General features: G+C 40.0%; 12 protein-coding genes. 1 reads left to right on the top strand and 11 read right to left on the bottom strand.

What is annotated here, in order from left to right; genetic code table 11:
• Positions 1–23: 23 nt before the first annotated feature.
• The 11 genes from AABB81_RS10685 to AABB81_RS10735 form a co-directional block, all read right to left on the bottom strand.
• Complete coding sequence (locus AABB81_RS10685) at positions 24–3,323, bottom strand: sensor histidine kinase (protein ID WP_342160487.1); 3,300 nt, start codon at positions 3,321–3,323, stop codon at positions 24–26.
• A gap of 38 nt (positions 3,324–3,361) precedes the next feature.
• The gene (locus AABB81_RS10690) at positions 3,362–4,660 is read right to left on the bottom strand and encodes an ATP-binding protein (RefSeq protein WP_342160489.1); all 1,299 of its coding nucleotides are present in this window, start codon (positions 4,658–4,660) and stop codon (positions 3,362–3,364) included.
• Positions 4,661–4,665: 5 nt separating this feature from the next.
• Positions 4,666–15,000, bottom strand: coding sequence for an ATP-binding protein (locus AABB81_RS10695; protein WP_342160491.1), 10,335 nt, complete (start codon positions 14,998–15,000; stop codon positions 4,666–4,668).
• A gap of 37 nt (positions 15,001–15,037) precedes the next feature.
• Positions 15,038–16,081, bottom strand: coding sequence for an adenylate/guanylate cyclase domain-containing protein (locus tag AABB81_RS10700; protein WP_342160492.1), 1,044 nt, complete (start codon positions 16,079–16,081; stop codon positions 15,038–15,040).
• 15 nt (positions 16,082–16,096) lie between these two features.
• Positions 16,097–16,471: a response regulator gene (locus AABB81_RS10705; protein WP_342160493.1), complete on the bottom strand. Its 375-nt coding sequence runs from the start codon at positions 16,469–16,471 to the stop codon at positions 16,097–16,099.
• 68 nt (positions 16,472–16,539) lie between these two features.
• Positions 16,540–20,271 (bottom strand): two-component regulator propeller domain-containing protein, encoded by a 3,732-nt coding sequence (locus tag AABB81_RS10710; protein WP_342160494.1) that lies wholly within the window; start codon positions 20,269–20,271, stop codon positions 16,540–16,542.
• 359 nt (positions 20,272–20,630) lie between these two features.
• A complete protein-coding gene (locus tag AABB81_RS10715; RefSeq protein WP_342160496.1) occupies positions 20,631–21,695 on the bottom strand; it encodes a mandelate racemase/muconate lactonizing enzyme family protein in 1,065 nt (354 codons plus the stop codon).
• A gap of 1 nt (position 21,696) precedes the next feature.
• Positions 21,697–22,497, bottom strand: coding sequence for a creatininase family protein (locus AABB81_RS10720; RefSeq protein ID WP_342160497.1), 801 nt, complete (start codon positions 22,495–22,497; stop codon positions 21,697–21,699).
• A complete protein-coding gene (locus AABB81_RS10725; RefSeq protein ID WP_342160498.1) occupies positions 22,481–23,998 on the bottom strand; it encodes a hypothetical protein in 1,518 nt (505 codons plus the stop codon). The genes AABB81_RS10720 and AABB81_RS10725 overlap by 17 nt, the downstream gene beginning before the upstream one ends.
• Positions 23,995–25,065, bottom strand: a complete 1,071-nt coding sequence (locus tag AABB81_RS10730) for an N-acetyltransferase DgcN family protein (RefSeq protein WP_342160499.1) — start codon at positions 25,063–25,065, stop codon at positions 23,995–23,997. The genes AABB81_RS10725 and AABB81_RS10730 overlap by 4 nt, the downstream gene beginning before the upstream one ends.
• Positions 25,066–25,068: 3 nt before the next feature.
• A complete protein-coding gene (locus AABB81_RS10735) occupies positions 25,069–26,133 on the bottom strand; it encodes a pyridoxal-phosphate dependent enzyme (RefSeq protein WP_342160500.1) in 1,065 nt (354 codons plus the stop codon).
• A 157-nt stretch (positions 26,134–26,290) separates the two neighbouring features.
• Here AABB81_RS10735 and AABB81_RS10740 point away from each other — a divergent pair, with 157 nt between their 5' ends.
• Entirely contained in the window at positions 26,291–26,482 is a 192-nt protein-coding gene (locus AABB81_RS10740) for a hypothetical protein (protein WP_342160501.1), read from the top strand.
• Positions 26,483–26,525: the final 43 nt, after the last annotated feature.

Raw genomic sequence — 26,525 nt, forward strand, 5'->3', positions numbered from 1 at the left:
GTTTTTTTATGCGTGTTTTTTTGCTAAACAGTGAAATTAATACTGAATATAGTGCCTTTCCCTTCTTTTGTTTCAACTTTCAGTTCTCCTCCATGCGCCTTGACAATATCATAGCTTAAAGATAAACCTAAACCTGTTCCCTGCCCTGTGGGTTTGGTTGTAAAAAAAGGTTGGAATATTTTATCCAATATATTTTGGGGAATTCCATTGCCATTGTCAGCCACTTGAATTTCTATTTTCTCAGCTTCTTTTTTGGAACTTACAGTTACCGTTGGTTCATAATTTTCAGCGCCGGATTTTTTCTTTTCATCCACCGCATAAAATGCATTTGTAATCAAATTCAGGATCACCCTGCCAATATCCTGGGCGGCAATATTGACCTTGCCAATGCTATCGTCAAAATCTGTTTTTAAGGTGGCATTAAAAGATTTGTCTTTTGCCCGTATACCATGGTAAGCCAATCGTAAATATTCATCGGCCAAAGCATTGATGTCTGTGGGTTCTTTTTTACCATCACTGCTGCGACTGTGCTGCAACATACCTTTTACAATGGCATCTGCCCGCTTGCCGTGATGGTTGATCTTTTCCAAATTTTGCTTGATATCCGATGCAATCTCATTTACCTCTTCGAAATTTTGATTTTCAATTTCTTCCCTCATTTCATCTATGAGCTCATTGCTTACTTCTGCAAAATTGTTGACAAAATTGAGCGGATTCTTGATTTCATGGGCGATACCTGCAGTCAGTTCACCCAGAGAAGCCATTTTCTCAGATTGAATCAGTTGGGCCTGAGTTGTCTTAAGCTCGGTATAAGCTGCTTCAATTTCCTTTGCCTGCTCAAGTTCCCGCTCACGTGCAATCTCACGCTCTTTTCTAATCGTTCTTTTCTTCATATATAAATGGGTTTGCCATCCGATGATGATCAGCAGCAAAAGATATACGAAATAGGCCCACCAGGTCTGGTACCATGGCGGTAGAACCCTTATCATGATGGCTTTTGAATCGTCACTCCAGACTCCGTCAAGGTTGCTTCCACGAATCTTGAAATTATAGTCGCCGGCAGGTAAATTGGTGTAGGTCGCACTCCCTGTAAAACCCCCTTTTTTCCAGGTTTTATCAAACCCTTCCAGCTTATATTCATAGTAGTTGCTTTTTGTACCACCAAAATGTATTGCTGCAAAGTCTAAAGAGATGGTTCCAATATCCGGGCCCACTGAAAACTCCTTCATTACGATCACAGGTTTTCGTGAAATTGAATCCAGTAAAACAGAAAGCGAGGTTCCGTCAAGACGAATATCCGTAAAAACCATTTCAGGCGGGTGAGGGTTCATAGTCATATTAGCCGGATCGAATACGTTGATACCACTGGTACCTCCAAAATAGATCCTTCCGGATGGGCCCCTGTAGTCCAATCCGCTGTGAAACAAATTCCCCTGGATGCCTCTCTCAAAACCAAACTGAATCATCTTAGCAATTTCGGGTTCAAATTTTACAATACCGTTATCTGTACCAAACCACAAGTTCCCGTCAAGATCAGAATTCATCGCTATAATCTCCGAAGCAGGAAAATTAATTTCCTTAAAATCAAACCATTCAAGTACTTTTTCATAGTTAGTGTCGGTATAACCGAATCCAGTATTGCTTGCAAACCAAACCCTCCCGAGATCATCGTAATGCGGGCCTGCGTTCCAAAAATTAATTTTGTCCGGAAAATTTATTTTTACCGTATCTATTTTTAAAATATCGGCGTCTATTATTCCAAAGGACCTATCATCCCCGGCACTCCATGAGACTACCAAATTACCATCGGGATCAAGTTGCAATGGACGTAAGTTTCCTGAAATCCCTTTTGGGGTAAAGCGCGTTATTTTTTCTGTTTTCGGTTCTATAAATGACAATTCTCCCCTGGATCGGATCCAGATTCTTCCATTTCTATCTTCAAAAAGGTCCCAAATCCAATTATTTGGCAGTGATGATATATCTTCAGGGTCATTTTTGAATATGGTGATCAAATCCGACCCTGGTCTTATCCTGTTTAATCCCCCATTTTCCGCTCCGGGAGAGCCGGTGCCTGCCCAGAGGGACCCATCGGATGAACTTAGCAGGGAGAAAACAAAAGGATGGCTTAGTTTATTACTCTGTGATTTCCCTTTAATGTTGTAATTGTCATTTGACCCTATTCTTTGCAGGATTGACTTTCCGTCCGGAGCAAAATGGATCAACCCCTTTCTGTCAGTTGTTCTCTCCCCGATCCAGAAACTTCCATCTTCCAGTTCAAATGCAGACATAACATCTCTTATCGGAAACCCTTCTTCATCTTTAAGCAAACCAAAATCAGACTCATACAAGTTCAACCTGCTTATTCCATGCGCAAATCTTGGAATCCATATCACTCCCTGGCGATCAATAAAAATGACATTCCCGGTAAATCTTCCGCTACCGGGCAGGATACTATTTCTGTTGGTGGCATTACTTTTAAAAACCGTAGTTTCACCTGATTCAATCTTTATCTTGACAAGTTTATCGATTTGACTCGACCAAAGACACCCATCTTTAAATATATTCCCGCTTAATGTCATCTCTGTTAGAGCCTCAGCAACATCGGGCTTATGAAAAGTCCAATCTGCCTGGTCATTTTCCCTTAAGGCATAACCATCTGCATTGACAATCAATGTTCCTTTTTCTAAATAAGGGATTGCTATAATTGGAAAACTCCTGTCGAAGGCTCTCTTTTCCGCATCGTTTTGATCAACAGGAAAATCCTCATAGCTAAACTTACCTTTCCCGTCGCGAAGTCCCAAAACCGCCTTTCTCCGAGATGTATCATAACTCAAGAAGTGAGATCTGCCATTATCCCCAATGCTATTGCCGAAAACCGGATTCCCATTTTGACCTTCGTCCAGTACAAAATCATCCAGTTCTTCATTGAATTTCAAAAAGCCTTTTGATGAATTCGCAAACACATTACCATCCGGATCGATACTAATTTGCCCATACCTCTCGGTGTCCAAACCTTTATATTCTTTCCAGGAATCCTTATTAGAATCGAAATAGGCAAGTTGTCCGGCTTCCTGAGATGCCCAAACACCTCCCTTGTCATCAGCTATGACATAACGGCCCTCATACAGCATTTTTTTAAAGGATATTCCATCAAATCGATAGACACCATCCCAAGTACCAATCCAGATCAAGCCAAACGAATCCTGCGTCACACCGGTTACAGAAGTACTGGGAAGTCCTTCTGCTGAAGTGATATTTCTAAATAAAGCATTAACACCCTGTGCTTGAACCAGTATAAACTGGCTCATTAAAAACAATGCCATTAAACAAATTGACTTGTTGAATAATCTTTTCACCATAGTTATTTTGTTAGTGGTAATTTTATTTCAAAACTGCTTCCTGTACCCTCATACGTCAAAACCTTTAACTCTCCCCCATGCGCCTTGACAATATCATAGCTTAACGATAAGCCCAATCCGGTTCCCTGCCCCGTGGGTTTGGTCGTAAAAAAGGGTTGGAATATTTTATTAAGCACTTTTTCAGGAATGCCATTTCCATTATCGATCACCTTGATTTCTATTTTTTCAGCGTCTTTTCTGGAACTTACAGTTACCGTTGGTTCGTAATTTTCAGCGCCGGATTTTTTCTTTTCATCCACCGCATAAAATGCATTGGTGATCAAATTCAGGATCACCCTGCCAATATCCTGGGCGGCAATATTGACCTTGCCAATGCTATCGTCAAAATCTGTTTTTAAGGTGGCATTAAAAGATTTGTCTTTTGCCCGTATACCATGGTAAGCCAATCGTAAATATTCATCGGCCAAAGCATTGATGTCTGTGGGTTCTTTTTTACCATCACTGCTGCGACTGTGCTGCAACATACCTTTTACAATGGCATCTGCCCGCTTGCCGTGATGGTTGATCTTTTCCAAATTTTGCTTGATATCCGATGCAATCTCATTTACCTCTTCGAAATTTTGATTTTCAATTTCTTCCCTCATTTCATCTATGAGCTCATTGCTTACTTCTGCAAAATTGTTGACAAAATTGAGCGGATTCTTGATTTCATGGGCGATACCTGCAGTCAGTTCACCCAAAGAAGCCATTTTCTCAGAATGAATTAACTGGTTTTGAGTGGATTTAAGATTCTCAAGAGAAACCCTGAGCTCTTCGGTTCTTTCGGCTACTTTTTTTTCGAGTTCTTTGTTTTTTTCTTTCAGCTCATTCGCCGACCAGGTATCCTCGTCCCCCTCATTTCCTGCAGCCAATGACCCATGAAAGTGCACTACCAGCCATTTTTTATCCGTATACTCCAATACCGTAGTGAGTCGGCAATTGATACTCATGGCATTCCCTTCGACATTCATCGAGATGAGAATTTCCTCCACAAAAACAGCTGAATTACCGTTTACCAGGAATTTCTTAAAGACCGGGTTTTCTCCCACTTTCATATCAAGTCCTATAGATTGATCCCGCTGGAGTTTCAGTACATCATTAAAACTTTTGATCCCAAGGATCTTTTCGTCGACATGTGTTCCATAACCCATTAAATTTTCATTGAGATAATGAGATGATCTCTCAATCGGATAATCATAAAACACCAATTGCTTAAAAATGGTATAGGTCTCGTGGAGTAAATTTTCATTTTCCAAAGTCATGCAATTCAATTTATTGATAAGGTAATAGTAAATTCGGTCCCTTCATTTTCTTTTGTTTCAACTTTCAGTTCTCCCCCATGCGCCTTTATAATATCATAGCTAAGTGAAAGCCCAAGGCCTGTTCCCTGACCAGTGGGTTTAGTAGTAAAAAAAGGTTGGAATATCTTGTCCAGTACTTTTTGTGGAATGCCGTTGCCATTATCTTTCACGCTAATTTCAATGCCTTCTTTTATCTTTTTAGTACAGACATTTACCACAGGTTCATAGCCTGGTCCCTGTTCATTTTTCTTTTCGTTTACCGCATAAAAAGCATTGGTGATCAGGTTGAGAATAACCCTCCCGATATCCTGGGGAATGACGTTTATTTTTTCAAGGTGATCGTCAAACTCAGTTTCCAGTTTGGCGTTAAATGATTTGTCCTTTGCCCGTAAGCCATGATAGGCCAGTCTTAAATATTCATCTGTGAGGGCATTGACATCGGTTAGTTCTTTTACACCACTGCTGCTTCTGCTGTGCTGCAGCATGCCTTTTACGATTTCACTGGCACGTTGGCCGTGGTGTTTGATCTTTTCAAGGTTCTGTTCAATATCATTCCCTATTTCAAGGGCTTCAGCAAGATCACCCTTGTCGAGTTCTTCGTGCATTTCCTGCATCAGTTCCTGGCTGACTTCAGAAAAATTGTTGACAAAATTCAACGGATTCTGTATCTCATGGGCAATTCCTGCAGTAAGTTCTCCCAGAGAAGCCATCTTTTCAGCTTGAATAAGCTGTGTCTGAGTTTGTTTTAAATCTACCAGGGTTTTTTCTATTTTTTTGTTGGCCTGTTCCAGTTTATTAAAATCTTCATAACGCGAATAGGCAGTAGAAAATGCTTCGGCCAGATCCTGAACCAAATTTAATTCATCTTCGTTCAACGATATTTCGCTCCCTACATACAACATTCCTTGTAAAAAAGGCAGAAAATGCAAATGCAGACTGGTTGGCTGGTTTACTGTCACATAGGTTTCGGTTGATGATATAGCACCGCGTTGCATTAAGATTTTTGTCGATTCCTTAAATGCTGATTCATCCCAATAATCTGTATACATTTCTTTTTTATACCAATAGGGTAACAATTCGTCTAAAGGTTTTGTATTTTCAAAAGGAAGCTCAAAAGACGCAATTGCCTTTCCATCGGGTGTCGACAAATGAGTTTGTACCTGTTGCCTTTCTTCGTCCATGATAAAAACACCACATCGTATAAAAGGAACGTCCAGCGCAGTTAATTCATTCCAGACCAAAGGCGTGATCCGCTTAAGATCTGTCGTAGTCCGCATAGAGGCTATTTCTGCCCGAACCCTGTCTACCGAAGCGCGTTTAATAGCCTCTCTGGCTTGATTCTCCGCCTTTTGAAGATCGAGAAAGCGGGTATAGGTTTGTTGGAAAACTTTCGTAAACCGGACTAATAATTCATTCGTTTCATGTGAAATTGGCAAATGAGAACTCAACAATAAATAGCCTTGTGAGAAAAAAGCACAATGTTGAACTCTTCTTCCTTGAATTTGAGATTCATCCAGTTCCATCTTTGCCTCCTCCTTTACATAACGGGCCCAGTCTTTTAATTCCTTTCCTTTAAGATCAACTTTAAAAGTTTCCTTCCCTTCCTTCCATGCTTTGTAAGTTTTAGAGATGCACGTAGGTTCATCGATAGAAAAATCATGTCCGTGACTAACTATTTTACCATTTTGGTCAGTAGACCACAATTCAAATATCCTTTTCTTTTCTTTATATATAGCAATGCTAATCCGGTCAGGAATGATCCCTAAAAGATCAAATTGTTCAAAGAGCACTTCGGCAGTTTCGGCTAATTGCTCACTTTTATGCATAGCCATGCTGCTCGCCCTTACTCTTTCTAACGCAAGTTCAATCTGGGCTTCCTTTGACTGGTTCTCTGCCCTTTTAAGATCAAGGAAACGTGTATAGGTTTGTTCAAAGATCCTTGTAAACCTTTTAAAGATATCATGGGCCTCAGGAACTTTTTCATAAGTGATAAATAAAAGATAGCCCTGACTGAATTTGCACAGATGATTAATCTGATAGGTTGGCAAAGCAAGTCCGGCCTTTTGAAGATCTTTGAAAGTCTCTTTAAGTTCGGGCAAGGATTTCATATAATCATAATGTTGTACCAAGTCTTTGCCCCCTAACTCCTGAACAAAAAAGTCTGCCTTGCTTTTTAAAAACTTTCCCATTTCTATAAAAGAGGCCTCCTCGGTATAATACAAGGGGAAAGGGTCCTGCAACTGATCTTCGCTGCTCATCCAGCATTTACTTTGGGTTTTATCATCAGAGAGCACATTATATCCGGCACTCCAGGCATTAATACCCAATTCCCTGATCTGATTGAACAATAAATTCGCTGCTTCAACAAGCTCTGTACTTGATTGCATGGCCATGGTTCTGGAGCGTACTTTTTCCAGTGCCGCTTCAATCTGAGCCTCTCTGGCTTGTTCTTCTGCCCTTTGAAGGTCCAAATAACGCCTGTAGGTCTGATCAAACACACCTGTAAACCTTTTAAATATCTGTTCTTCTTCCCTTGAAAGCTGAGCAGGTGAAAAGGCATACAGGATACCTTCTGAAAAGATAAAACTGTTATGAACGACACTTTTTGGCAATGATTCCAATGCTGTATGAAAAGGGTAGTCAGGAAATTCGTTAAGCGCCTTAAAATATTTTATCAGATCTTTACCTTTAAGCTCATAGTTAAAAACCGGATTTTTATCCATCCAGGATTTTTTTATGCCTTTTAACAGGGGATGAATGGACATGGAGAGAAACCCGATATTTAAAATAACTTCACCCTTCGCATCTGAAGATGCCGTCCATAATTCCATCGGTTTCTTGTGATCCAGGATCCCAATGCCACATCTTACCGATTTATCAATGCCCAATTTTACTAGTTCATCAAACATCAAAGCGACCGTCTGCCCAACTTCCTGACTATTATGCATCGCCATGGTCTTACTTCTAACCCTTTCCAGTGCAGCTTCTATTTCGGCCTCCCTGGCCTGGGCTTCAGCTTTCCTGAGGTCCATAAACCGTATATAGGCCTGTTCGAATACGTTTACAAACCGTTTTAGAATTTCCTTGTGTTCTTCCTTTAAAATTATACCGGTATGTGACGGGATCATCAGAGCAGAGTTCCTGGACCAGGCAAAGAAAAGCCCATGATCCGGTGCTTCCAGGATTTCTCTTTTATATTCCTCAGGTAAATTCTTATAATCGGAAAACTCAAATGCCTTTTGGAAAAAATCATTTTTGTCCTCAAAGGAAAAGACCTTTTCAAAAGTTGGTTCCCCACTGATCTTTGAGGCCCAGGCCTCATTGAACAAGGGACTGTCAAAATACGGGAGGTAGTAAGGTATCGAAGGGTGTGACGGGTCAAAAGAGGCAGTCCAGTGCATGACGTCCTTTGAGTCCTGAAAATAAGTGCAGATAACGGCACCCCCTACATCGAGAATTACCCCTAATTCCTTCAATTTTTCCGCCACAACCTGTACCACCTCCTGTAACTCCGATGCCGCATGCATTGCAAGAGAGCGACTTCGCACTTTTTCCAACGCCGCTTCAATTTGTGCCTCCCTGGCCTGTGCCTCTGCTTTTTGAAGGTCCAAAAACCTTCTGTAGGTCTGTCCAAAAACACTTGCAAACCTTTTTAAAACAAGAGCTGCCTCTTCTGATAACGGGGTTTTTGTGAAAGTAAAAATGATCCCTGATGAAAAGAAGAAACTTCTGTGGTACTCTATGTCTGATAAATTTTCAAGATCGATGTGAAAAGGATAGTCGGGTTCTTCTATCAATTGCTCATAATAACGAACCACATCTTCTCCAATCAGCTCAGAGCTGTATCCGTCTTCCTTGTTTTTCCATGCGGTTTCCAAACCTTTGATCAAGGGATGCCGCTTCATGTCCAGAAGGCCCACCTGTAGATCTACATCACCATTGGGATAAGAAGTTGCCGACCATGTTTCCATTTTCTCTCTGTCTTCAAGAATTCCAATTCCGCAGCGAATACTTTTGTTTAGACCCAATTTCATCACCTCGTCAAAAAAAGTCACAACGGTCTTCCCTACATCCTGACTATTGTGCATGGCCATTGTTTGAGACCGAACTCTTTCTAATGCTGCTTCGATTTCTGCCTCCCTTGCCTGAGCTTCTGCTTTTTGAAGATCAAGGAAGCGGGTATATGCGCGTTCAAATTCAACGGCAAAACGATGCAGGATATCTGCTTCATCATTTTGAAGAGCCCGTCTGATATTGATGCCGAAACAACCGTATTTCATATAGGCTTCAGCATAATAAATTCCTTCAGGAAAATAGCGTGCCTTAAGCTTTTTAGCTCCTTTAAGTAATTCCTTCCAGGTATCAAAAAACTTAGCAGTTTCTTCTGGTAAAATATTGGATTCATGAACCGGTTCTTCACTTGCCCATGCTTTATAGCAGGCTGCCGTATAGGGCTCTGTTTTGTCAAGTGGATAAACAACCGATTTGCTCAAGGTAGATGTTGATCCTTTAGTGGTTTCCGACCATGTAGCCCAAAACATATGCTCCTGTTTATCTTCCTCAGGGAGCCAGACATAAGAAAACTCCGAAGGAATATTTAAACCAATCAGTTGTTCGTGAAAAATTTTGGATAAATCTTTTATTTCATCCGAATGCTGCATCTGCATACTTTGATTCCTCGTCCTTTCTAGTGCAGCTTCTATTTGTGCTTCTCTGGCTTGCGCTTCTGCCTTTTGAAGATCCAGGAAACGTGCATAGGTTTGTTCAAATACCCTTGTGAACCTGGCCAACAAAATCTCTTCCTCATTTTTTAGTTCTGCACCTGTTACCAGGTGAAGGTATCCATGTGAAAAATTAAAGCAATAAAATACGGTTGGGTCAGGAAACTGGCTCAAAACCATTTGCTCCGCCTCTTTAGAATTAAATGTGGTAATGGCATATTCAAGATGTTTGCTCCTTACTTCACCGGCTACCTCTTGATGAAAGATAGTTTGCTGCTGCTGCCATGCCGCATAACGTTCATCAAAAGTGGCATCTCCGGTTAATGGTAGATAAAATAATCCTAAAGAATCTCCACCAGGACTGGTAACCCAGGTAATTTGTCTGTTGATTTTCTCATTTACTTCAACATAACCACAGGTAACGAAATTCGTGACACCCAGATCAATGAGCTCCTTATACAAAAGCACTACAACTTCCTTTAGCTCTTCACCCTTTTGCATTGCCATGGTTCTGCTTCTCACTTTTTCCAATGCCACTTCTATCTGGGACTCTCGTGCCTGAGCCTCCGCTTTTTGGAGGTCAAGAAACCTGGTATAGGTCTGTTGGAAAACTTTTCCAAAGCGCATGAGCGTGCTGTTATCTTCATCTGAGTAAGGTATCGCATCAAGATTGTATATCCAAAGAGAGATGTTTTTTAAAAAAACCTGAGAGATGGCCAATCCCGGTTTACTAAGGAGCTCGTCTTTTTCTGCTTGGGGATAATCACCCATAAAGCCAAACATGTAATTAAAAATGCTGTTTTTCTCTTCAAAAGAAAGGGTATTTGCCAAAAAGTCCAGCCCTTTTTCTTTTGCTGATTTATAGTAGTTGAATTGCGGGTGATCGATATAAGGCATATACATCAACGAAGGAAGTGATTCACCTTTATTTGCAATCCAAACGTTCCAGTCATTATTTTGATGATAATCGAGTGTAAAACCGGCAGCATCAATTTGAAAGTTCAAATCAATTAATTGGTCGTGAATTACCTGAATAACTTCTCTCAATTCCTCACTTTTCTGCATACCTGTGGTACGGCTTCTTACTCTTTCAAGTGCTCCTTCTATCTGAGCTTCTCTGGCTTGAGCCTCCGCTTTCTGAAGGTCAAAAAAGCGTGTGTATGTTTGCTGAAAAACCTTTCCAAAGCGCATCAGGATTGAATTTTCCTCATCGGAAAAAGGTATACCTGAGAAATTTTCAATATAAAGGCCGATATCCTTTTGTATAACCGTTGATGCTGCCAATCCCGGACAATTGAAATAAAAATCCCGTGCTTCTTTAGATAAATTTTCAATATGAGGAAGCAGTTTTTTATAAAAACTATTCTTTTCATCAAAATTCAATTGTGTTGAAAAGAAATCCTTGCCTTTCTTTTTTGCTTCAGTGAATTGTCTGTCCCAAACCAAATCGAGGTAAGGAACCGTTATCCTGGCCGGGATATCCTGATGGTCTGCGACCCAAAAATGAAAGTCTTTCTTTGGTTCATAATCTACCACAATGCCTGCATGATCAGCATTGATTTTCAGGTGAGCCATCTGGTCAAAAATCACTTTTACGACTTCTTTAAGCTCATTACTTTTGTGCATCGCCATACTTCGGGAACGCACTCGTTCTAAAGCCGCTTCAATCTGTGCCTCTCTTGCCTGTGCTTCGGCCTTTTGCAGATCAAGAAAGCGCGTATAGGTTTGCTCAAAAACTTTACCGAACCGGTAAAGAAGATCTTTCTCTTCTTTTTTAGGAGCTTCATTATTCGACTTACTTATCATGCCGTATTTGTGATTAGCTTCCAGAATTTCCAATTTTTCCAATTGAAGCTTTTGCTGACTGTTCGTAAAATATTTGGAACCCGTCATTTCATCACAGGCTTTGTAAAATTGTTCCAATTCTTCCTTATTCTCAATCGACAGGTAGGAGAAGGACACCCCATCCAACCAGCCTTTGATGGTCGTTTCCTCAAATGGTGCACTTGGCATCTGAAAATGTTGGGGTGCATCATAAATACCATCGATGGGAGAAAACCAGGTATCAAAATAGCCTTCCTCCAGATGTAAGATGGTAATCCATGCTTGAGCAAAAGCAACGTTCAGGACCTTTAACTGCTCGAAAAAAACAACAACTACCTTTCCAATATCTTCTGTCTGGTGCATGGCCATTGAGGCCGAACGCAACCGTTCTAAAGCAGCTTCAATTTGCGCCTCTCTTGCCTGTGATTCCGCTTTCTGTAAATCCAGAAAACGGGTATAGGTTTGTTCGAAAACTTTGGCAAAACGTTTAAAAACATCATGCATTTCGGGGAAAGGTTCATAGGTAATGAAAATCAAGTTACCGTATAAAAAATTGGCCACATGATCAATTTGAAAACTGGGAAACTCCAAGCCTTTATCCAACATGCCCTGAAGCATGTCTCCAATACCCGGAAGGGAATGCATATACTTATAATGGTCTGCCTGTACTTCTCCTTCCTTTTCATAGACAAAAAGTTCATCACCTCTCCTTTTTGATTCATCGAATTGCCTAAAAATGGGATGCTCTGTAAGTGGAACCTCACACGAGTCCAGAATTTCTCCATCCGGTCCACCGGGATAAAAAGTAAAATGAGTATCGCCTGTTTCCCAGATATTAAAGCCACATGTCCATTGCTCAATACCTAATTCCTTGACCTGTTGGAATAAAATGGTGGCAACATCAGCCAGTTCCTCACTTTTTTGCATGGCCATTGTCCTGGCTCGAACTCGTTCCAAAGCCAGTTCTATCTGAGCCTCTCTGGCCTGCTTTTCAGCTTGTTGAATATCAAGAAAACGCTGATACACTCTTGTAAATTCAACACAAATACGCGTTAGAATATCCTTTTCTTCTTCAGTTGGTCCACAGATGTGATCATACCCTAAGTATCCAAATGGAGTATAACCAAGGACGGAGTAGCCTCCGTTGGGAAAATCGTCTGCTGTCATACGGTCTTCTTCCGGCATGGCAGAGAAGGTTTCAGTGAAGAGGTCAAAAATTTCAGGGATAACTTCTTTTGGGTAATAAATAACTTCTATTGCATCTGAGGAATCATTTTTCCATTTGTCGAATAAGACGGTCCAGGCCTCCAAACTATCAATCCCAACAACCTGCTTTCCGGGAATTCTTTTTCCAGATTTTCCAGATGCCCTGTAAGTCGTGGTTCTTTCTTCGCGATCAAAAAGACTTAAAAACACATTGACCGGGTTTATGCCGAGAATATCGAATTGCCTGAATAAAACACTCAATACCTCATGCAATTCATCGGCAGATTTCATGGCCAGGGACCTGGCTCTCACACGCTCTAAAGACAACTGTATCTGTGATTCTCTGGCCTGAGCCTCTGCCAGTTTCAAATCATTAAAACGGGTATAGGTTTGCTGGAATACTTTTCCAAAGCGCTTGAATATATCATGCGCTTCAGGCACTGGTTCGAATGTAATAAACATAAGGCTAACAGAAGAACCAAATACAAAATGATCGTATTGGTGTTTTGGAAATTGAAATCCATCTTTCAGCATGATCTCAAATTGAGCCGGAGCAAAATTACTCAGTTGCTGATACATTCTTTTTAGCATTTCGCCTTCCACATATTGAACAAAAAAAGTATCTCCTCTTTGTTTCGCTTCTCGAACTTCTATAAAAACCGGAAATTCCGTTGTATCAACTTTATAGGGCTCAATAAATCCTCCTTTAGGGCTTGTAATCCAATCTTCATAGACATTATCCTCATCTAACCACACATTGAAACCAGTTGTCCAAACTTCAATACCCAATTCTCTAATTTGTTCGAACAACAACGATGCAACCTCTGCTAATTCACTACTATTGTGCATCGCCATAGTTCGTGCGCGCACTCTTTCCAGGGCGAGTTCTATACGGGATTCCCTTGCCTGGGCTTCCGCTTTCTTAAGGTCAAGAAAGCGTGTATAGGTTTGTTCAAAGACGTTTCCAAATCGTCGTAGAATTTCGTTTTCTTCGTTTGAGAATTTTACACCGTGATGATTAATGATAAATATACTGGTGTTTTTTGATACCGAACAAGAGCGGGTGTATCCGCCTGCCCTGTTCAGTAATTCTTTTTGATGTTCATCAGAAGTTTCTGAATAGGGAGCCTGTTTAAAAAGATGTTTAAAAAATTCCTTTTTAAGCTTATTTGAAAATGCTTCAGTAAAAAATCCCGGGCCTTTTTGAATGTTCTTTATGAGTCCAGTATAGATGCCTCTGTTTAAAAATGGAATGTGCACTCTTTCCATATAATCTGTTGTTCCCCCTGAACCCCAGCAATTGATTTCTTCTTTTATTTCATCGTTAATGGCAATAAAAACACCTCCTGTGATCGCTACTTCTAATCCTTTAAATTCTTTATGCAATAAATTAATGACTTCTTGTAATTCTGAAGATTCCTGCATCGCCATAGTTCGGGCACGCACCCTTTCAAGAGCTAGTTCAATCCGGGATTCCCTTGCCTGGGCTTCTGCTTTTTTAAGGTCATTGAAGCGGGTGTAGGTGAGGTCAAATACTTTACCAAACCTGGCAAGTATATCAAGACTGGCATCAGACAGAGGTGCTTCTCCTATGGTTTGTAAACCTCCAAAATCACTAAAGGTAAAAGAGGCAACATACTTCTTTGATTTGCGCATCTCTTTTTGAACCGAATCGGAAACTCTTTTAAACTCTGTTTCACCAAACAAATAATCATCATATTCCTTCTTTTCTTTCCCTTTCAGTTCAAAAACCCATTTGGACAGCCTATCCTGATAGGCTTTTAGCATCTCGTGATGGAAACGATGGTCTTCAAACTTCATATAATACGATTCCGGGGGTTTTCCCTTCTCGGTATTTGCACCCCAAACCATATTTGACAAAGAAGGCTCATCTATAATATTGATGATGCACCAGGAAAGCGCAAAATCAAGTCTGGTTAATTCTTCAAAAACAGTATTGACAAGATCACTCAACTCGTCAGATTTTTTCATGGCCATGGCCCTGGCCCTAACGCGTTCAAGCGAAGCCTCTATTTCCAGCTCCCGGTTTTTTAGTTCCAATTCTGCAGTTCGCCTTTTTATAGCAGTTCGCAGTTGCAGGTTTTCGGCCGTGACCTTTTCTAAACCAAGGGTTTCGCCTTCCTGGGCTTTAAGATCCGGTGTAGAGAAATGCTGGTAAAAAAATCGCCAGCCCTTTGAAGTATTTCGCATTAATGAAGTGAATCTGAACCTGGCATAATAAACCCAATTACCCTTATCGAGAATAAAAGCGTCTCCCAAGTCGGTAATCAGCACCATACCATCCAAAGTTTCAATACTTCGAATCACATTTTCCAATTTTGCCTTTCCTGCCAACTGATCGGCTGTAGCTTCAAAAAATGCTGTTGTATCTTTTCTGTTTAAAAACTCTTCCCCACCGGTTGATCCAACAAACCTGAAATCATCATCCAGATAATAATTATAGGTGTTTATATCGCCATTGAGATAGCTGTTCCACCATGTTTCATATACCTTGAGCAGTTCTTTTTCCTCTTTTTTGGATAGATTCATATACTTTAACTAATTGTATCAAAGCAGCTCTTAAAAGCTAACTTATCACCTGATAAACCATAATAGGTTTAGATTTATTCTTCATTTTAATCTCTCCTATTTTTTCACAAATAAAAGACTCCTTAATTTTTTTGTAATTGGCTTCACTAATCAAAATTTGGCCCTTCTTAGCGGCAGATTGCAATCTTGCAGCAATGTTCACCGCATCTCCTATTACGGTATAATCCAATCGTTTCAAGGTGGAGGAACCAATGTTTCCCCAAACCATATCTCCGCTGTTAATACCAATAGAGACCTCGGGTTTATATGAGCCTATCCCCAAACCAATGTCTGCATGCTCAATGGCTTTTCTGATCTCCAGGCTAGCCTCTATGGCCCTATCCAAATGATATTCACCCCTGAAAGAAGCCATGATGGCGTCGCCTAGAAATTTATCGACTACGCCCTCCTGCTTGATGATTTCTTTCACCATAATATCGAAGTAGGCATTTAACATAGCAACCACTTTGTCGGCTGTTTCATTTTCACTGATTGTGGTGAAACTGCATATATCTATAAAAACCACCGTACCTTCAATGGTTTCATTGTCAAAAAGGGCCGTTTTCATTTCTTTGCCCCCCATAAAGTTAATGACTGTTTCATCAACATACATCCGCAGGATATTGTTTTCCTTTACCGCCTGTAAGGTCTTTTTTAAGGTTTCAACATGAAGGATGGTTTTCTCTATGGTGATCTCCAAATCTTTAAAATCAATGGGTTTGGTTATAAAATCAAAAGCCCCCCGGTTCATTGCAGTTCTGATATTCTCCATATCTCCATAGGCCGATACCATCACTGATTTCAATAAGGAATTTTGCTCGCTTAATTTACTTAAAAGCGTCAGGCCATCCATTTCTGGCATATTGATATCACTTAAAATAAGATCCACATCTTTATGTTCAGCCAATTGTTCAAGGGCATGTCTTCCGTTATCAGCAAATATAAAATCGTATTCTTGCTTTCGGATCTTTTGTCGGAATCGTTGTTTGATCAGTATTTTTAGATCCTCCTCATCATCAACAACAAGTATTTTCGTCATCATGGTCTTTGAGTTTATTTAATTGATTAAATCTCTGATCTCTGCTCTTAGGGAATCAAAATCTATGGGTTTGGTGAAAAATTCTTTCGCCCCGGATTCTATAGCCTTCTCGTAATTATCTTTGTCTCCATAGGCAGAGATCATACTTATTTTTATGCTGGGGAATTTTTCCTTCACCTGATCAAGGAGTTCCAAACCGGTCATTCCCGGCATGTTAATATCCGAAAATATATAAATCACATTGGGTGGGTTGCTTTTTTCGAGCATCTCCAATGCTTCCTGACCTGAAAAGGCAAAAACCAATTCAAGGCTATTATTTCTGATTTCTTTTCTAAATTTTTGACGAAAAAGCAACTCTACATCTTTTTCGTCATCAACAACTAATATTCTCATTGTTATTTTGTTTTTTGGGGGTTAATAACATTATTTTTTAAATTCTATGAATTCTCTTTTTTTAATATCTATTTATTTTTAATCGGAATATATATAACAAATTCAGTGCCTTTACCTGGCTCTGTATTCAACTCAATGGCTCCTCCATGACCCGTTGTAACAATATCATAGGCCAGAGACAATCCTAATCCTGTTCCTTTTCCAGTCGGTTTTGTGGTAAAGAAGGGCTGAAATATCTTGTCTTTAATCTCCTTTGAAATACCGGGGCCATTATCTTTTATGGATATCAGCACCTGATCGCCCAGGTTTTTGGTGCTCACTGTAACCAAAGGTTTATAGGCTTCTGTTCTCTCCTCTTCAGGAATAGAAGTCACTGCAAAAAATGCATTATTAATGATGTTCAACACCACCCTTCCCAAATCCTGAGGAATGATCTCCACTTTTGGAAGTGTTTCATCAAAATCTGTTTTAAAATCAGCGTTAAACGACTTATCCTTGGCTCTTAACCCATGATAGGCAAGGCGCAGATATTCATCGGCCAGCACATTGATATCAATAAATTCTTTTTGGCCTGAGCTGTTTCGGGAATGTTCGAGCATGCCCTTCACAATGCTGCTTGCCCTTTTGCCGTGGTGGGTGATTTTTTCAAGATTCTGTATGATATCTTTCGAAATATCCTTGGCTTCGCTGACTTCCCCTTTATCGAGTTCTTCACACATTTCATCAACCAATTCAATGGTGACTTCAGAAAAATTATTGATAAAATTCATGGGGTTTTGAATCTCATGCGCTATCCCTGCCGTAAGTTCTCCCAAACTGGCCATCTTTTCTGATTGGATCAATTGTGACTGTGTATTTTCCAGTTCATTGATTGTTTTTTTCAACTCGGTGGTTCGTTCATTCACTCTCTCCTCAAGAATCCTGTTTTCTTTCTTTAACCACTTTGATCGATAATGTAAAATGACCAAGCCCAAACCTAAAAACAAGGATACAAATATGCTATAGGCCCACCAGGTTTGCCACCATGGAGGAAGTATGGTGAATCTCAGTTCGGCAGGTTTGCTCCAGATCCCGTTAAACCCTTTAGAAGCCACCATGAAATTATAATTTCCGGGAGGTAAATCCCTGTAATTCTCACTGGTTATTTTATCTGTAATTGGGCTCCAGTTTTTATCGATCCCTTCGAGTATATACCTGTAAACAACTTTATCCGGGTTGTTAAACTGTGCACCGTTAAAAGTGAAACTCAAATAATTTTGGGTATATTCAAGGGTCAGGCCAACAGGCATATTATAAGGCCCTTGAACCGATTCCCATTTGATCTCGTTATGGCTGAGATAAATTGAATCTTTGGCTGATTCGTTTAATATAGAGAAAGTATTATTATCGCGAACCCATAAAGTATCTATGTTTGTGGTCTTTTCCCTTATTTTCTCCCGATCGGTAAATACTTGAGGTTTGTCAAAGATATTGAGAGCAGTAATATATGTCGGGTAGGCCGTTGAATCTTCCTTAATTTCATCCATAACAAAAAGGCTTTCACTACCGATAAGTCCTGCACCGCCCCATAAACGATCATCTTTATCAAAACTAAAACTGTTTTGGGCAAAATCCACATAAGTCAAACCCTGTTCTTTTCCAAGTGTTTTGACATTCCAATGAACCTTGTCATCATCCATTCCACTTAATGGTTCTATAATAGTCAAACCATTCGAAGTGCCCAAGAACACCTTGTTTTTATTACAAATTACCTCGTAACCGTCATTTGCCGACAATCCCTCTGAGCGCGTAAAAGTTGTGAGTGTATGATTAAGTGGATCAATTAATTGTGCCCCAATATCCGTCATTACCCAGATATGATCATTTTCATCTTTAGCACTGGAACTAACATGATCAGAAACCAATCCGTTGGCACTGGTTAATTTACGTCTTGTAGCTTCTTTCGTGTCAATCAGGCTCATACCATATTCTCGACTAGCCAACCATAAATCACCCTCATCACTTAAAATGAGTCTGTCTATCCATGTGGCGTTTTCAGTAGAGTCTTTCATGACCAGGCTCCTGTAAACAGATTTATCAAGATCAATATTCAATATGCCACCTCCTTCAGTCCCCAACCAAATTTGGCCATCGTCACCCTCTATGATATCTGTAATTCTATTGGAAGGCAAGCCTTCATCTGAACTTAATTTTTTAATGGTTCCACTTTTTGGTTCAATAATGCTAAGCCCGGAAGTATTCCCACCGGCCCATATACGTCCCTTTTTATCTTCAAAAAGATTCGTATTCCGCTCATGAATCAAGCCTTGTGCAGTACCAATATGCCTTACAGTCTGACTCTTAGGGTCATATACATCAATACCTCCATGCGTTCCGATCCAAATTTTATCATCAGAAGCCACAAGTGTAGCCCAAAAATTATTATTGCCTAAGCCACTGTCAGATTGAAAATTACCTGGCCTGCCGCTATTTACATTAATCTTAAATAAACCGCCCTGAGCTATCGAGGCCCAAATATCACCTTGCTCATCTTCTATCAGATCATATACCCAATTTCCTCCCTCATGATTCAGCTCAAACCTATTTATTAAGCCTACTTTTTCATCATAAGAAAAAAGTAAGCCATCAACCGTTCCTAACCAATAAATACCCTGACTATCTTTAAAAACATATGAACTACTGAGGAAATCTCTAAATCCATTATCTTTCGTTAGATAAGAAATTTCAGACTTATCACTATTTACTATATTCACTCCACCTGGTGAAGAGATCCAAATCTCTCCTGAATCATTCTGATAAAATGAGCCCACAAATGTACCCAATAGGCCATCTTTTTTTGTGAACTGGATGTTTTTGCCAGCCTCCAAATCTATGATATTCACTCCCTGATTTGTTGAGAGCCACATCAACCCGCCTTTGTCTTGAAATGGAGTGATATTAAAGTAATCTAGCAAACCCTGTTCAACACCGAAACGTTTAATGGTTTTTGCCTCAAAATCTAAAATTCTAAAACCGTCTCTCAATGGCGCAAACCAAAAGGTCCCATCATCAGCTTCCATCATCCCATGCCTGTTAGAGCCAATTAAAGAATTTGTGATTTCATGAATAAGTTTCGCATCAAAATCAATCACAAAAACAGTTTCCACATTACCATGCACCCATATCCTTCCCTTCGAATCCTGAAATATGTTAGTTATATCTGATGCATCCAATCCTTGCTCCAAACCATATATAAATAAATTTTCAGCATCATACATGGCGATACCTTTCTTGGTACCAAACCAAAGCATTCCGTTTTTATCCTTTATAGCAGTATCCGGAATCCCCGGGAAGCCAAATTCAGAATCACCTATCATAACACCTCTTGAAGAATTAGGGGAGGAAATAAGTGCCCCGGCCTTAACTACAGTTGGTTGCCCCAATACAGTGGTTCTAATCTTTAAATTTTGAGTTGGTAACGATGCTAAATCAAAATCGGTGCTGGGCAAGCTATCCCAATCCAAGTTCTTTTTGATCATGGGTCCAATAAATTTCTCGGGAATTCCAATATCAAAGGGTTTACCCGGAAGCTTATCCAAATCAAATTTAGTGGTTGGCAGCGCTTTAATTTTTGACGGGGCCTGTGTGATCCAGGTTAAGGTATCAGGTTCAGAAAAAGAAAAACTCTTGGTTTTTGGCTGAAGGTACTCGTTCTCATGCACAGGAAAAGGCGGTACTTCCTTATCATTCCTGCACGACCAAAGCAGCATAACTTGCAAACATATAAACGCGGCAATTTTAATAAATCTTGTAAATTTCATAGTGAGTTTGGTTCATTTGGTTGTCTAAATTTCAAAGCATACACACATATATTCTTGAAACTTATCGTTTAAAAATACAATAAAGTTTTGAAGTTTTGAAATATTACCCATATCATGCCATGGCTAATCGCATGATTCATATCCATTTCAATAGAAATTTATCAAAACATTATATGTTTTTACAGGTATCTGAAAACTTGAAATCATTATGATTATGATTTGAAATCAATTCAACTTACCATCAACAGTATTCCCCTTCATTAAAACAAGGGGTCAACAACATTGTGCAAAACGACGCGCTGGCTTTTTTCAAATATGACAGGTATCCTGCCGCCATGGGCTATGTAAACACATTTGAGCTACAATGTAATTTTTCCTAAACCATAAGCTTTAGAAGGATACAGAATTCCTTTTTTGAGTTGAAACAAATCAGTAAAGGGGTCTTCGAGTAAATCAAGATGGCCGTCAAGATCGGCAAATTCAATATTTGGTCTGCTCAATGCAAAATGGAGGCCGGCCGAAATACCTAAACTGCATTCATCAATACAACCCACCATTACTTCCATTCCAGAAGCTTTTGCCACAGAGTTGATGTGTTTTGCTTCGGTAATACCACCTACTTTCATGACCTTGATATTCACCATGTCAATTAAATCATTATTCGCCATTCTAAATGCATCTTTTAGCGTTTTCATGCTCTCATCTGCCATTATGGGTACACCAATATTTTGACTGGTTTCATCTAATTGTTCTTCTTTTTTCAGTTTAGTAGGCTGCTCAAATATTTCAATGTTTGCACTTTGGGTTTTATTGATAAACTCAATGGTCTCTTCATGGGTATAACCTTGATTTGCATCAAAGCGCAATAAAAACGCATCACCATACCTTTCACGTAATTTCAAGATCTTTTCAATGTCTTCCTCTATATGTAAACCACCCTTTAACTTGATGATCGAAAATCCCTTTTTTAAATAATAGCTGGCCTGTTCGATGGTTTCTTTTAGTGAAAGAATCCCAATGGTAATACTCGTCGGGATTTCACTCCTGTATCCGCCCAGCAATTGATACAATGGTAACCTGGCCTTCCTTGCCATTATATCATACAAAGCAATATCGACCATTGCCATTGTAGAAGAAGCTTTAGGACAAAGTTTCTTTAACTCGTGATTGATTCGGGCAATCTGAAAAGGAGACTGATTTTTAAGTAATCCAATGAGAATACTTTCTATATTCTGAATAACATCCTCAGCTGTTTCGCCGGTTACTTCTGGATCCGGAGCAGCACATCCCCACCCGGTAGGCCCTGTATCTGTAGTTAGTTTAAGAATAATATTGGAGGTTTTACTCACTGTTTCGTAGGCTATTTTATAAGGGATGGCCAGAGGCATATCCAACCTGAAATATTCAATTGCTGTTATCTTCATGCTAGTATCGGTTTTGATAAAGTTTATCTGATGGAGTATTTTTAATAGTTTCTACAAAATCGGCCATTTTCCGAATCATAATATCCCACATTTGATGGCCTTTTTCAGCCGTGGCCTTTCTGGCATTACCCATAACGCCCGACGCTGTAAGCCGCTCTGTATGGACATACCAGCTCACTCCCCTGTCTGAAGTGTAATCAAGGTACTCATTGTCAAGATCGAGCGTATCATCTACTGCTTTCTCCATGTCGACCAATTCAGGACGAATAGCCAGTGTCGTGCTTGTCTCGATTTCTCCGGCATGGATATCATTGTGGGTGTCAATGAGATTATACAGGTCCACATCACTGGTTTCTCCTGTTTCGACACATACAAAAATTTTTGCATCCCGATTGATCATTTGTGCCGCGTAGGTTAAGGTAGGAACATTATCTCCATGGCCGTTAAGAATGACTATTTTTTTTATTCCGTTATGGGCAAGGCTCATACCGATATCATAGATCAGTGCCGACAATGCATTATTAGTTACTGCTATCGTTCCTTTAAAATCACTGTGGTGATAAGAAACCCCATAAGGAATGGTAGGAAGTACAAAGGGTTTTGGATCATTGCATGCCTCAGCCACTTTTTTTGCCATATAATCAGCATCAAAAAAATCAACATCCAGCGGTAGATGCGGGCCGTGTTGTTCAATGGCACCGCAGGGCAGGATTGCTGTATCTACTATTTTTAAACGCTCTTCTATTTCGGGCCATGTGAGGGTCGCCCACATATGTTTGGGGTATTTAGTTGTTTTGTCCATCGAATTTATATTTTGTTTCGGTTAAAAAATCATTATTGATTTCGGTCTCAACCCATTTTTGCCCCTGTCTTACTACTGCCCCATTGGCATAACGGCCCAGTATGGTAAACAAAGGTTTTCGAATGTGTAAAGGCATATCTTCAAGCGTGCTTCGTTCGTGATCGAATCTGAGTTTCAATATTTCAGAGTGTTCCCGGGCCACTTTGAGCGTAAATTCATTTTTTTCGATCAAGCCTTTTTCAAGAAGCATAAAATACAATTGAGCTGCGTCGCTTCCTATTTGTTTGACCGATTTATTTGCCAGCGCTTTTAATCCTTCCCTGATCTGAACTTCGCTGTAACCACAAGCCTCCGGGTTTTCATCCAAGGCCATGACCATACCAATAATTCTTCTGCATTTTTCACATTTTCCACAGGGCGACATCCTTCCATTCATCTCATGAGCAGCATGACACGAAACCTGGTGTTTTTGTAATTCAGGATAACGTTTTATCAATGTTTTCATGATCAATAGTTCACCCAGGCTTCGCAACAGGGAATATTGAAATATGGCCCAACCCTTATTCTTATAATAGCGGGTTAAAGCATTGTCAAAATATTTACTTTGATCGTACAGGCCGTTATAATGGCTGATCCCTTCAAGATTTCCTTTTAAAGTCGTGTCGTATTCATCTCCGATTAATATGTTGCCAATACCCTTTTTTCGTGCGACAGGCAACACGCCGAAAAGAAAAACCGCGACCGTCCACAACCTGACAGGATAAATATCGGCTCTGATCGTGGCATAATTTTCTTTTATAAATGGAAGTTGTTTCAACATCCAGTTAAACAGGCGATCACTGTTACACCAGGGTTTTTCAGTATGTGGTTCTATCTCTTTGTAATAGCGATGAGAATTCACTGCAGTAAACCAATGCCTTCCGGCTTCATTAATAAATACCGGATAAGGTTCACCAATTTCTTTAATGATGCCATAAGACAGCAAACTGTCTTTACCACCGCTGCTAAGAATGGCATATTTATTAAGATCGGTTTCAGCTTCTTGCTTCTCAAGACGTAAACTCCCAAACTGTGTATTGTTAAAAAATAATCTTGCCTGGGTATATTTATCCCGCTTTGCAGGTTGTAAATTGTCAAATGGTGGCTTTAAAAATTCATTTTTAACAAGCAGTTTATTTGTCAGGATTTCACGTGAGGTGTTTTCCATCATGTCTTTAAGAAACTGTTGATCTGTTTTATCGAAGAGGCCGTCAAACTCAATCGTTTCAAAAAATAAGCCGTAATTAAGTGCCACCTGAGCCAGCATCATAGAAGCCAAATTTACATCACCGGGCTCTGTTTTACGAAAGTAGGGATGCTCATACGAGTAAATCAATTCAAATATGGATGTTTCCCCTGTAAATTTTTCAACACAATAAGAGGCCTTGACTTTTCTTGGCTCAATGTGAATATTGTTTACAGAAAGCTTCTTTAAAACTTTGAATGATTCAAGGTTAATCATTTTAAATGTGCTTTTAAAAGTTCAACCAATTCATCGGCACCATATTCGAGGACATCAAATGCCGGCAAGCCGGTTTCTTTAGTTAATTCCTCGCAGGCGGGCAAAATTTCGTCTTTTGTCATTTCTTCATGATTTACTGTAATTGCAATGACTTTTTTTCCAGAAATCATCTCAATGGCATTGATTTGTTCTTTAATCGGATGCAATACATATCCGGGAAAACCATCGTATTCATAACGTTTGGGGGCATGCTGAACGATCACATAATCCGGGCGGGCCGCAGCCAGGATTTCAAAACCCCCGGGGTAAGCCGGGTTCATTAAACTTCCCTGTCCTTCTATCACTATGAGGTCAGGAGCCTCATTTTTCCAGGCTTCGTGAACAGCATGTTCAATTTCACCTGAGACAAAATCATTGATACAACTATCCATAATCATAGAATACTTTACCCCCTGCATCCAGGCGGTTTGACCCGTTCCTACCATTTCAGCCTTTAATCCGGCCTCGCGGAAAGCATGTACTAAAATCCATGCAGTAGTTCTTTTCCCGATGGCAGAATCGGTTCCTAACAGGGCAATTTTCAAACAATCAACCTCCTCAATTTTACCACTAAAGAAATGTAATTGGTCCCGGTCGGGAGTCCGACGGACGTCTCGAACCCGACAATTGTTTTTTTCGGCGAGCGCCATTAATTCATCGTCCCTGTATAGAAAATCGTGTAAACCACTGTCAACATTCATACCGAATTCCAGGGCCTGTTTAATGGTGCTTTTAGCTTCAACCGGCAGGCGGCCTCCGTCAGGAGCCAAACCAATGACCAGCGATTCAGGCTGATCACTCGAACCAAGTTGTTCCAAAGCTGTTTCCAAATCTTTAAAAACCTGAATATTGTTTTTCCTGCCATCCAACACCAAACCTGCATCCTTGCCCGCGTATTTGTGATCTAAAACGCCGACAACCTCATACCTTTCTGTAAATCTTACCAGCCCGTGTGCAGTTTTGCCTTCCGGGGTATTAAAAGCACCGTCACAATAAACGAGGGCCTTTCCATCAATCGTTGTTTTCATTAGTTAATATTTACCGGTTAAAATTGCTACATACCTGTCTCTGAGCATTTCTTCTTTTTCATGCACCTTGAGAAATGCAATCAGACCAGAAGTGGAAGCAGGCAAGATTCTATATCCCTCCTTTTTCAGCAAAAATGAACTCATGTCTTTCATTTTTTTATCACTGATATGATGCGCTTCCCCTCCCGATTGGCGAATGGCGTAAAGGGCCTCATTTCCGTCAAAACTATGCCAGTTGATCAATGGTTCATTGATTATGGTTTCTCTCAACAGTTTCGGGTCAATGTCTTTACAGGTTTCCAGGCCTGCCTTAAAAGATGATATAATCGGGTTTTTATAAGCGGCCGAACCTGCAGCAAACATAGGGATTCTCGAAGTTTTACCGCGCTTGTATAAACTGACAAAGCCGCGATATACACCTGCAAGCAAAGTTCCGTTTGACACTGGTGACGCAATGTACTTTGGGGCGTCTCGCAACTGATCATAAATTTCATTCGCAATTTCAGCATAAGCTTTTATCTGCAAGGCCGTATTTGCACCACCGGGATTTGCATCATACCAGTCATTATTTATAGCAAGCTCACTCGACGCAGTGACTGTGTCTTCATAGGTTCCGGGTAGCCTTATTATTTCAGCATCAAATTTTTCCATCTCCTTTATGCGATCCGTATGGTAAGACTCAGGAATAAATATTTTACAATGAATACCTGCAAGGTGAGCAGCATAAGCAGCAGCTACACCATAATTGCCACAGGTTGCCAGTGAAATAACACTGTAGTTCCTTCTAAAAGCATCGTGTACCTGAGCGAAAGCAATACGGTCCTTTTGAGTTCCTGTAGGGTTTTCACCCTCGTACTTAATGTATAACTGACGTATATCCAGCTCCCGCTCGAGGTTGCGCGCGCGGTTAAGCGAAGTATCACCTATCTCAAGAGAAATGATGTCTTCATATGATTCGATCCTGTCTACAATTGACAGGCTATGATCTTTAACCATATCACTGAGGTTCTGAACCTCTTTTGTGATTTTTATCTCGGCAGATTTAACGCCATCAAGGATATTCATCATGTATGAAAAATTATAAGCAACCTTGCTATTCTGATCAGATTTGATTGTCACGAGGTCGATTCCCGACTCCCTTTTGCCAATCTAATTCAATCATTAATTAAAGTAAATCTATTAAAAAATTATATCCGTATTACATCAAATTGACTTTATCTAAGTTATGATTAAATTAAGAATTAATACGCGTATTTTATATACAGATCGGATGTTTGCCTATAACTCAACGGCAATGATACTGATGCGTTTTAGCGCCTGCCATAACCGCCCATCCATACATCCTGTTGATGCTTACGACACTGCCTTTAAAACCCGGCATATCATTTTCTGCTCTCAAAAGAAACAAGACAACTGATCATTTGTCAAATCCATTGGACTACACATAGGCCTCCAAAATT

This window comes from Lutimonas vermicola (assembly GCF_038433205.1).
In the GTDB taxonomy this organism is placed as follows: Bacteria; Bacteroidota; Bacteroidia; order Flavobacteriales; family Flavobacteriaceae; genus Lutimonas; species Lutimonas vermicola.